Origin of the sequence: Salegentibacter tibetensis, from assembly GCF_020164485.1 — a bacterium.
GTDB lineage: Bacteria > Bacteroidota > Bacteroidia > Flavobacteriales > Flavobacteriaceae > Salegentibacter > Salegentibacter tibetensis.
In genome coordinates this window covers 1-7891 of the sequence record NZ_JAIQZA010000060.1, presented here as the reverse complement: position 1 = coordinate 7891, position 7891 = coordinate 1, and the positions used below count along the sequence as shown (strand labels likewise).

Here is a 7891-nt window from a genome sequence, read left to right as displayed (position 1 = left end):
CACTTAGGGAACGTACGACTCACCTATGCAGACCTGAACAATAATGGCACTATAGAGGCAAGCTCTGAAATCCTCGATGAGAAAAATTATTATCCTTTTGGTGGGGAACACGCTGGATATAATACTGCCGTCAAAGGAACTTATCATCCCTACGGATTTAATGGAAAAGAGGAGCAGGACGAGTTTGGTCTGCAATGGATGGATTTTGGAGCGAGGAACTATGACAAGTGGCTTGGGCGCTGGATGAATGTTGATCCTAAAGCACACCTAATGCCAGAATGGTCTCCGTTTACGGCAATGTTTAATAACCCAATGCTTTACATCGATCCAGATGGGCAGTATCCTTGGCCTATTCACGTTCGCTCTTTTATATCTACTCCAACAACGGGAGGTGGTTTGTTTAGAGGGGATGGAAGAGGAGCTTCTTTTACAGGTACTTCAAGGGTTTATTCTTCTTTTACGGTTGACCCGTCAGCTAGAATTGTATCACAACCTTTAACACAAAGTGATCCTACGGTATTCTATGGTTCTCCTAATCCATTGAATCCAATGTCTCCACTGCCGCCAAGAGTAGAATCAGGTACACCCACAGGCTCAAATGATAATATCAGTTTTTCAGGTAATACAGCAGCATTCGATTTTAGTCATTCAGGAAAAGACCCATTAACACCAGAGTGGCTTACTCCCGCACTTGATGTACACGCAGGACTTTCATTTAGTGAAGATTTAGAAAAAGGAGTTTTAAGTATTACAGGTTCTTTTACGGGTGATGTGTTTCCAAGTTCTGAAGCATTTATTACCGACCAATCAGGTAAGACCAAACTATTTTTAGGAGCTCAAAAAGAAAGTGGTGGATTACTTAATTTATTTGGTAATAATAAGAACCCTTTGTTTAAAGTAAATATGCAAATTCAATTTGATAATAACGGGAATTTTACAGGAGTTAAACAAGGAAAGACAACATACTCAGTAGATGATTGGAACAAAAAAGTACAAACTGAATTTGACCGATGAGAGCAGAAATAATTTTATCAATAATTCTATCATTTATGGTATTGAGTTGTGATACAGGAGAGCAGGAAATAATAATAGCTCCACGCGATTATACGGGCTATATTATAGTTATTTTCAATCAAGAGGATGGCAAACCAGTAAAATATGAAGGAAAGAAACGAATATATGAGATCCCCAGCGATGGAGTTTTAAAAACACAGTTTAATTCAAATGATGGTTGGAGTGATTATCCAGAATTCTATTATGAAGTAATAGATCCAGAGTATAAATTACCTTCAAATATACTTACTGAAATTGAAACGTTACCAATGGATACAATAGTTGGATTTAAAGGGGCAACAGGCTCCATAAGAAAAAACAACTATGATGATGAAAGGGTACAATTTGCAAAATATTATATAGGCACAAGATCCGATATAAAGCGAGCAAAAGAAGAAGCAGAGAAATTAGATATAGTAAAATTAGGAGAGTAACTTTTACAAGTAAGAATACGGGAAACGCCAGGCTTAACAGCTTGGCATATCCTTATGCCTTAGAATAAGCCTTTTTGGTTTTGTGGTAGCTAATGGCCATATCAATAAGGTCATATATTTTATTACGTTCTTCTTCCGTAAAGCTCTCAATATCCTTGACCTTTTGCAATAGTTCTTTGTCCATTACAGTATCATCGCTCCCAAGAAGGAAATCCACAGTAACACCAAGCGCATCTGCAATTGCTTTAGCGGTATCAATGGCGGGCTTAATCTCGTTACGCTCGTAACGCCCAATGATGGGTGCAGAAGTCCCCACCTTTTTTGCAAGGTCATCCTGAGACCATTTAAGCTTCTTTCTTACCGATAAAATGCGTTCACCAAAAGTCATAGAAAAGTACTGTATATAACCTGTTAAAGAGGTATGGAGCAAATTTAAGTTACTTATTGGTATTAAGCAAACTATATAAATGTTGTTTTATTAGAACCTATTTATTAGTTTTGTCACCAATAGGTACTAAAAAATATTTTTTGAAAATGCTCAACACTTCCAATCCTAACAGCTACGAATACCACACAAAGCATCTGCAGATCAATATCCTTGGCGGGGTAAAGACTAACAAAATGGAAAGTATGCGTATTACGATGAGTATCCAGAAACCTGAAAGTTATAATGTACTTCGCCACAGCCTGGACTTGTATAATGATAACCAGGTGGAAAAATTTACCAGGAAAATAGCGGAGCGGTTGGAGATAGGAACGAGTGTAGCAAGAAAGACCTTGCAGGAACTAACCAAAGAACTGGAAAGCCATCGTTTTCTATTAGTTGAAAAGCAGCAGCAGGCTACTGCACCTTATTTTAAAGAACTCACGGCAATGGAACTGCGAGCCGCAGAGGCATTTTTAAAAAAGGACAATTTACTAAAGCGTACCAATGAACTTATTGGAAAGTCCGGTGTGATCGGCGAGGAAAGCAACAGGCTTACGATGTTTTTAATATTCACCAGCAGAAAAACCAATAACCCGCTGCATTGCATTAGCCTGGGCAGTTCCGGAGTTGGTAAAACGCATTTGCAGTCCAAGGTATCTGAACTGATACCCCAAGAAGATAAAATAGAGATCACGGTACTATCTGCCAATGCCTTCTATTATTTTAACCGCACAGAACTACAGCATAAACTTATTTTAATTGAAGATCTTGACGGGGCAGAAAGCGTGCTCTATCCACTCCGGGAACTGCAATCCAAAAAACGCATTACTAAAACGGTTGTCCATAAAGATGCAAAAGGAGATACAAAAACCATTCATTTAACTGTTGAAGGTCCTGTAAGCGTTGCAGGTTGTACTACACAGGAAAGTATTTACGAGGACAATTCAAACCGTTCCTTTTTGCTCTACATCGACGAAAGCGAGGAGCAAGACAAAAAAATAATGCATTATCAACGCAGAGCCTCCGCAGGTAAATTAGATGTACAGCAGGAAACAGAAGCCGCGCAGCTGCTGCGCAATGTGCAACGGATCTTAAAACCGGTAAAGGTCATTAATCCTTATGCTGAATTTTTAGAACTGCCAGAATCTGTATTTAAGCCCCGAAGGACGAATAGTCATTACCTGCAATTTATTGAAGCCATCACTTTTTATTGCCAGTGGCAAAGAGAAAAAAAATATGACGAGCAAACTGGTGAGGAGTACATCGAAACTACTATCGAAGACATACAGGAAGCCAATGAACTTATCATTGATGTTCTGTTGCGAAAAAGCGATACGCTCACCGGAGCTTGCCGAAACCATTTGGAAAGCTTGAAAGATTATCTGATTAGGAACAACCAGACCACGTTTACCAATGCCGAAATACGCAGAAACCTGCGAATTAAAGAAACCACACTCAGACGGTACAACAAGCACCTATTGTCTGAAAATTATATCCAACGCATCAAAAAAGGAAAGACCAAAAGCTATTGTTTTGAAATCGTTGACCTGGGTGAATATACCAACCTGAAAAAGCAGATAAATAAAGCCTTACGAGATTGTATCGAGAGGATAAAAGGCACAAAGTAACCCGCCATATCGCCACCAAGTCGCCACTTATAAAATGGCGAGTTTAAATACAAAATAACCAGTCTTTTAACCACAACTCGCCACCAAATAGAAAAAACGCAACCGACCAAATGAAAAAATCCATACTTAAAAATTCAAGCTATAAAATACTTCTACAGGGTTTTAAGGACTGGCTGGACGTGTTGGGATATAGCGAGGGAATGCGGAAAAACTATCCGCACCACCTGTGCGAGTTCTTTTACTGGTTGGAGCAACACCAGATAAACCAAATCGATCACATCCAAAAAGAGGATTTAAAAGACTACTATACTAACCTGAAACAACGGCCCAACAAAACAAGACAGGGCGCACTATCTTCCAGCTCACTCAACCACCATCAACAGGCAATACACAAGTTCAGGGATTATTTGGTAAAGCATCACAAAAAGCCTTTTAACATCCATATCAAGCGGGAGAAAGTAAGTGAAGGACGATTAAAATACTGTACCCAAAAGGAAGTCAGGCAATTATTTAAAGCCACCAAACACAGCCACGAGCTGCACCGGTTCAGGGCAAGACATAAGGCAATGTTGGTCTGTATGTACAGCCTGGGAATGCGCAGGAACGAAGTGATCAACCTAATGCTCAATGATATTTTATGGGACAGGCAGCGGGTATTTGTTCGAAAGGGAAAGAACTACAAAGAGCGTTTTATACCTATCAATAGTTACAATCTAAAGATCCTCGAAAATTATGTTTTTGATGCCCGGATAGACTTTACATATGCATCACAGAGCGACTATGTTTTTGTATCCAGGCGGGCTGAACAGTTAAGTGGTGCAGGCCTCGAATGTAACCTAAGGCAAATCATCAAAGCTACAAATGACGAAGAACTGCAGCACAAGAAAATCACCCCGCATATGTTGCGCCATTCCATAGCTACCCATTTTTTACAGGCAGGAATGAAAATAGAGGACATACAACAGTTTTTGGGACACGCATCCTTGGAAAGCACTCAAATCTATACTCATATTTTAAAGGAAGAATAGTTATGGACTACCAGGCATATTTAGAGCAGAACAATTACAGCAGGACAACAATAGCACACTATGTTGAGCGCCTGGAGGAGTTCCAAAAATGGCTAAAAAGCAGAAGATTTAAAGCAACGGAAATCGATTATAAAACCAATCTTGGGTACATAAAACATCTAAAACTAAAAGGGCTGCAGGTACAGACCATAAACAACCATATTGTAACGCTGCGCAACTATTTTGATTACCTGATCGAAATTAATGAAAGAGCGGAAAACCCACTCGATGAAGTGTCAGTAAAAGGAACGATAAAAAGGGTATTGCACAACCTTTTAAGTCCTGACGAACTGGAAGATTTATACTACTCTTACGAAACCGAAAATTTTAGCAAGTTCACAAATTATAAAACTGTATTGACCGCAAAACGGAACAAGGTAATAACAGGCTTAATTGTCTATCAGGGTTTAAATACAATCAATCTCAAAAGTTTATTATTGGAACACCTGGAACTCTACAAAGGCAAAATCTACGTGCCGAGCACCAGAAGGAACAACAGCCGGACAATGGAACTTAAATCCTGGCAGGTACTTGACCTTTTAGAATACATCAACGAAATAAGGCCACAGCTGGCCAAAAGCAATAACCTGCACAACGATCACTTGTTCATTCCTCAAACCCACTTCAATGATTTGGTACAAAGAGGTATTATAAAACGGTTGAAAGAGATCAACTACAAAGCTGGAAATGTAAACCATTTACGGGCGTCCGTAATCGTGAATTGGCTCAATCAATTTAATATTAGAAAGGTTCAATACCTGGCCGGCCACAAATACATCTCCTCGACGGAAAGTTACCGCCAGAACAATCTTGAGAGTTTACAGGAAGCCATTAACCAGTTCCACCCAATAAGCTAAAGAAAATGAAATCAAACTTGATATCACAAATTGTGACATCAAGTTATTATTTTTGTTAAAAGTTAAAAATAAATGAGCGACAAATTAACCATACCAGATGAAGTAGTTATTAGTAAAATTTACTTCATAAGAGATCAAAAAGTAATGTTGGACAGTGATTTAGCGGAACTTTATGAAGTAGAGACAAGGGTTTTAAACCAACAGGTAAAACGGAATATAGACCGGTTCCCCGATGATTTTATGTTCCAGTTGACAGAAGTGGAAGGGGAAACTTTAAAGTCGCAAAATGAATCGCCAGGTTGGGGAGGAAGAAGAAAATTGCCTTATGTGTTTACGGAACACGGTGTATTGATGTTATCAAGCGTTCTGAATAGTAAAAAAGCAATTGCGGTCAATATCCAAATAATGAGGATTTTTACCAAGCTACGGGCAATGCTTACCGATAATTTAAGTATAAAACTTGATATTGAGGAAATCAAAAAGAAACTATCCAATCATAGCAAGAACATTGAATTGGTATTTACCTATTTGGACGAACTCATTGAAAAAAAGGACAATGAAAAACCCCGAAAAGGAATAGGTTATAAAGCAGACAGGGATTAAACGATCCCCACCACGCCAACCCTCTGCGGTTTTTACGTCACGATTTTTGTAGCCGACCCTCACGCGGCACATTGCTTGTTTTGTTCAAAATTTTCTTATTGATAAAGAGCGGTACCACAAAAAAGCAAAGAGCCGCTGCCCACGCGCAAGGACAAAAATCCCGCCTTAAAAACCGCCCCAAGCTATGTTTACATAACGGTCTGTTATAGGCGCGGGAAACAAATCCGGAACTCCGAAAGAAACCCCGTGCCGGCCTATAACGCCATTATGTAAAATAGCCGACACCACCAGCCGCACAGATCGGAACTGACATTATAACTGAGTACTACACACCATTATTTTATGGGAGCAGTTGTAAGGATTATCACTGATAGGAAAAGCATCGCTCAACACCTCGAAGCTACCTTCCGGGACATTTTTAAGATCATCATTGTTACGGGCAAACTCAGGAACTATGAAGAGATGTTCGATAATATCTCCTTTTTTCGGAAGCTTGTTAAACTGCATATAAGTTGCACCATAGCAAGGCGTATTCCAGTCATTGGTTTTTGTTTTATAGATGTCAATATAGACGTTCATAGAAATGATTTTTAGTGAATTACAAAAATACCACTATCCCTTAAGTGCTACAAAAACATAAACTCAGAATTGATTTTAAAGGGGCAAAGGACTGAAAAATCCTTGTGCCTTACTCAAACCCCGGCACTCAATCGGCGTTTGCCTATCATTTTTAAAAGCCGAAGATCTCCACGCTCCGGCCTCCCAGATCTTCACCTTTTAAAAACGAAAAACCGACCTCCTGAACCACAATCAGGAGGTCATTTTTATAAGCTTCAAAAAAGGTGTTTTTGGCTGTCCTTTTTTATAATATGGGCTTGGGGTATATTAGAAAAATTTAATGTCACACCTTAATTGAATGCTTGGTTATACCTTCGTTCATAAGGGGTTGGGAGCTTTTTAAAAATTTTAGTCTCAAAAAAACTTGACATTGTTTAATTGATGCGTAAAGTATAATTATAACCACGGGAAAAACCTGTCAGAAGTAAAATTAAAAGCTGAGACAGTTAGATCCTGATGGATGATTAAAAGAAAAAAATATGTTTGAATCAATAGCAATTTTATGTGTGACTTTTTTGCTGGTTCTGGTGGCCTACTGGATAATGCCCAATAAGAAAATGAAAGCAGTCAGTAAGGAATTGATCTCCCTGGTGCAGATCCTCCCTATCAGTACTATCATTAAGGCATTGAAAGATAATAAGTCCGATGATACTTCAAAAGGGGAATAGCGGAGGGCTGAAGTGTTGGGGCTGTTCCGCTTTTGAAGTAGTAGCCCCAGTGGCGATTGAACGTCCCGCAACAGTGAGAAGGGCACTTCGACCTTACTCAGTACCGGCGTCGGCAAAGTCGGCTATTTTACATAGTTGTATTATGGCGCAGGAAGTCAGAGGGAATGCTGCCATAATGCCCAATTATGTAAACATAGCTTGGGAAAAATGCTTTTGCCCGTTCCCATTTTGCAACTCTTTTTTACCATTGAAAAAGCAATCATTAAACATCAAAAAAGTGTTGCAGGGAACATTGGGGCTAAAGCATTGTGCGGCTGCCAGGGGAGCAGGGCAAGAACAGGGGCTTGTTGCTTTTGGGCAATAATCTGGGCTTGCCCTGCGGGGCATCTTCCGAGTGGAAAATAATGTTATATTTATGAACTCAAATGGGTTGTAAGAAAATCACATACCGGAATTTTACTTTTTTGGAGGTCATCCACCGAAAAAATGCGACCGAAAATTTTATTTTGGGCTTAAACAGAGTACACTTAGGGAAC

Annotated in this window: 10 protein-coding genes; 8 read left to right on the top strand and 2 right to left on the bottom strand. The window is 39.4% G+C overall.

The genetic code is table 11. The annotated features are described in order from the left end of the window. Together LB467_RS18135 and LB467_RS18130 are read left to right on the top strand one after the other, a co-directional pair. On the top strand, positions 1-1014 hold a 1014-nt coding region (locus LB467_RS18135), incomplete at its 5' end, for an RHS repeat domain-containing protein (protein ID WP_317196384.1). Next, positions 1011-1487 (top strand): DUF6843 domain-containing protein, encoded by a 477-nt coding sequence (locus tag LB467_RS18130; RefSeq protein ID WP_224475535.1) that lies wholly within the window; start codon positions 1011-1013, stop codon positions 1485-1487. The genes LB467_RS18135 and LB467_RS18130, both read left to right, overlap by 4 nt. A 52-nt stretch (positions 1488-1539) precedes the next feature. On the opposite strand, the gene LB467_RS18125 is transcribed toward LB467_RS18130, so the two are convergent. After that, entirely contained in the window at positions 1540-1875 is a 336-nt protein-coding gene (locus LB467_RS18125; protein WP_224475533.1) for a helix-turn-helix domain-containing protein, read from the bottom strand. 146 nt (positions 1876-2021) lie between these two features. Between LB467_RS18125 and LB467_RS18120 the strand changes: the two genes are divergently transcribed. The 4 genes from LB467_RS18120 (at position 2022) to LB467_RS18105 (ending at position 6069) form a co-directional block, all read left to right on the top strand. Beyond that, the gene (locus tag LB467_RS18120; protein ID WP_224475530.1) at positions 2022-3542 is read left to right on the top strand and encodes a hypothetical protein; all 1521 of its coding nucleotides are present in this window, start codon (positions 2022-2024) and stop codon (positions 3540-3542) included. 110 nt (positions 3543-3652) lie between these two features. Next, the gene (locus LB467_RS18115) at positions 3653-4570 is read left to right on the top strand and encodes a tyrosine-type recombinase/integrase (RefSeq protein ID WP_224475528.1); all 918 of its coding nucleotides are present in this window, start codon (positions 3653-3655) and stop codon (positions 4568-4570) included. Between the two features lie 2 nt (positions 4571-4572). Continuing rightward, positions 4573-5466 carry a tyrosine-type recombinase/integrase gene (locus LB467_RS18110; protein ID WP_224475526.1) on the top strand — a complete coding sequence of 298 codons (894 nt, stop codon included), beginning with the start codon at positions 4573-4575 and terminating at the stop codon, positions 5464-5466. Between the two features lie 72 nt (positions 5467-5538). Continuing rightward, complete coding sequence (locus LB467_RS18105) at positions 5539-6069, top strand: ORF6N domain-containing protein (RefSeq protein ID WP_224475524.1); 531 nt, start codon at positions 5539-5541, stop codon at positions 6067-6069. Between the two features lie 312 nt (positions 6070-6381). On the opposite strand, the gene LB467_RS18100 is transcribed toward LB467_RS18105, so the two are convergent. Next, positions 6382-6648: a hypothetical protein gene (locus tag LB467_RS18100; RefSeq protein WP_224475522.1), complete on the bottom strand. Its 267-nt coding sequence runs from the start codon at positions 6646-6648 to the stop codon at positions 6382-6384. A gap of 518 nt (positions 6649-7166) precedes the next feature. Here LB467_RS18100 and LB467_RS18095 point away from each other — a divergent pair. Both LB467_RS18095 and LB467_RS18090 read left to right on the top strand, forming a co-directional pair. Continuing rightward, positions 7167-7355 carry a hypothetical protein gene (locus LB467_RS18095; protein ID WP_224475520.1) on the top strand — a complete coding sequence of 63 codons (189 nt, stop codon included), beginning with the start codon at positions 7167-7169 and terminating at the stop codon, positions 7353-7355. A gap of 142 nt (positions 7356-7497) precedes the next feature. After that, complete coding sequence (locus LB467_RS18090; RefSeq protein ID WP_224475519.1) at positions 7498-7719, top strand: hypothetical protein; 222 nt, start codon at positions 7498-7500, stop codon at positions 7717-7719. Positions 7720-7891 lie beyond the last annotated feature (172 nt).

Coding starts and splice junctions, on each gene's coding strand:
- LB467_RS18125 (WP_224475533.1), bottom strand. CDS start 1,875: ATGACTTTTGGTGAACGCATTTTATCGGTAAGAAAGAAGCTTAAATGG.
- LB467_RS18110 (WP_224475526.1), top strand. CDS start 4,573: ATGGACTACCAGGCATATTTAGAGCAGAACAATTACAGCAGGACAACA.
- LB467_RS18130 (WP_224475535.1), top strand. CDS start 1,011: ATGAGAGCAGAAATAATTTTATCAATAATTCTATCATTTATGGTATTG.
- LB467_RS18100 (WP_224475522.1), bottom strand. CDS start 6,648: ATGAACGTCTATATTGACATCTATAAAACAAAAACCAATGACTGGAAT.
- LB467_RS18090 (WP_224475519.1), top strand. CDS start 7,498: ATGGCGCAGGAAGTCAGAGGGAATGCTGCCATAATGCCCAATTATGTA.
- LB467_RS18120 (WP_224475530.1), top strand. CDS start 2,022: ATGCTCAACACTTCCAATCCTAACAGCTACGAATACCACACAAAGCAT.
- LB467_RS18105 (WP_224475524.1), top strand. CDS start 5,539: ATGAGCGACAAATTAACCATACCAGATGAAGTAGTTATTAGTAAAATT.
- LB467_RS18115 (WP_224475528.1), top strand. CDS start 3,653: ATGAAAAAATCCATACTTAAAAATTCAAGCTATAAAATACTTCTACAG.
- LB467_RS18095 (WP_224475520.1), top strand. CDS start 7,167: ATGTTTGAATCAATAGCAATTTTATGTGTGACTTTTTTGCTGGTTCTG.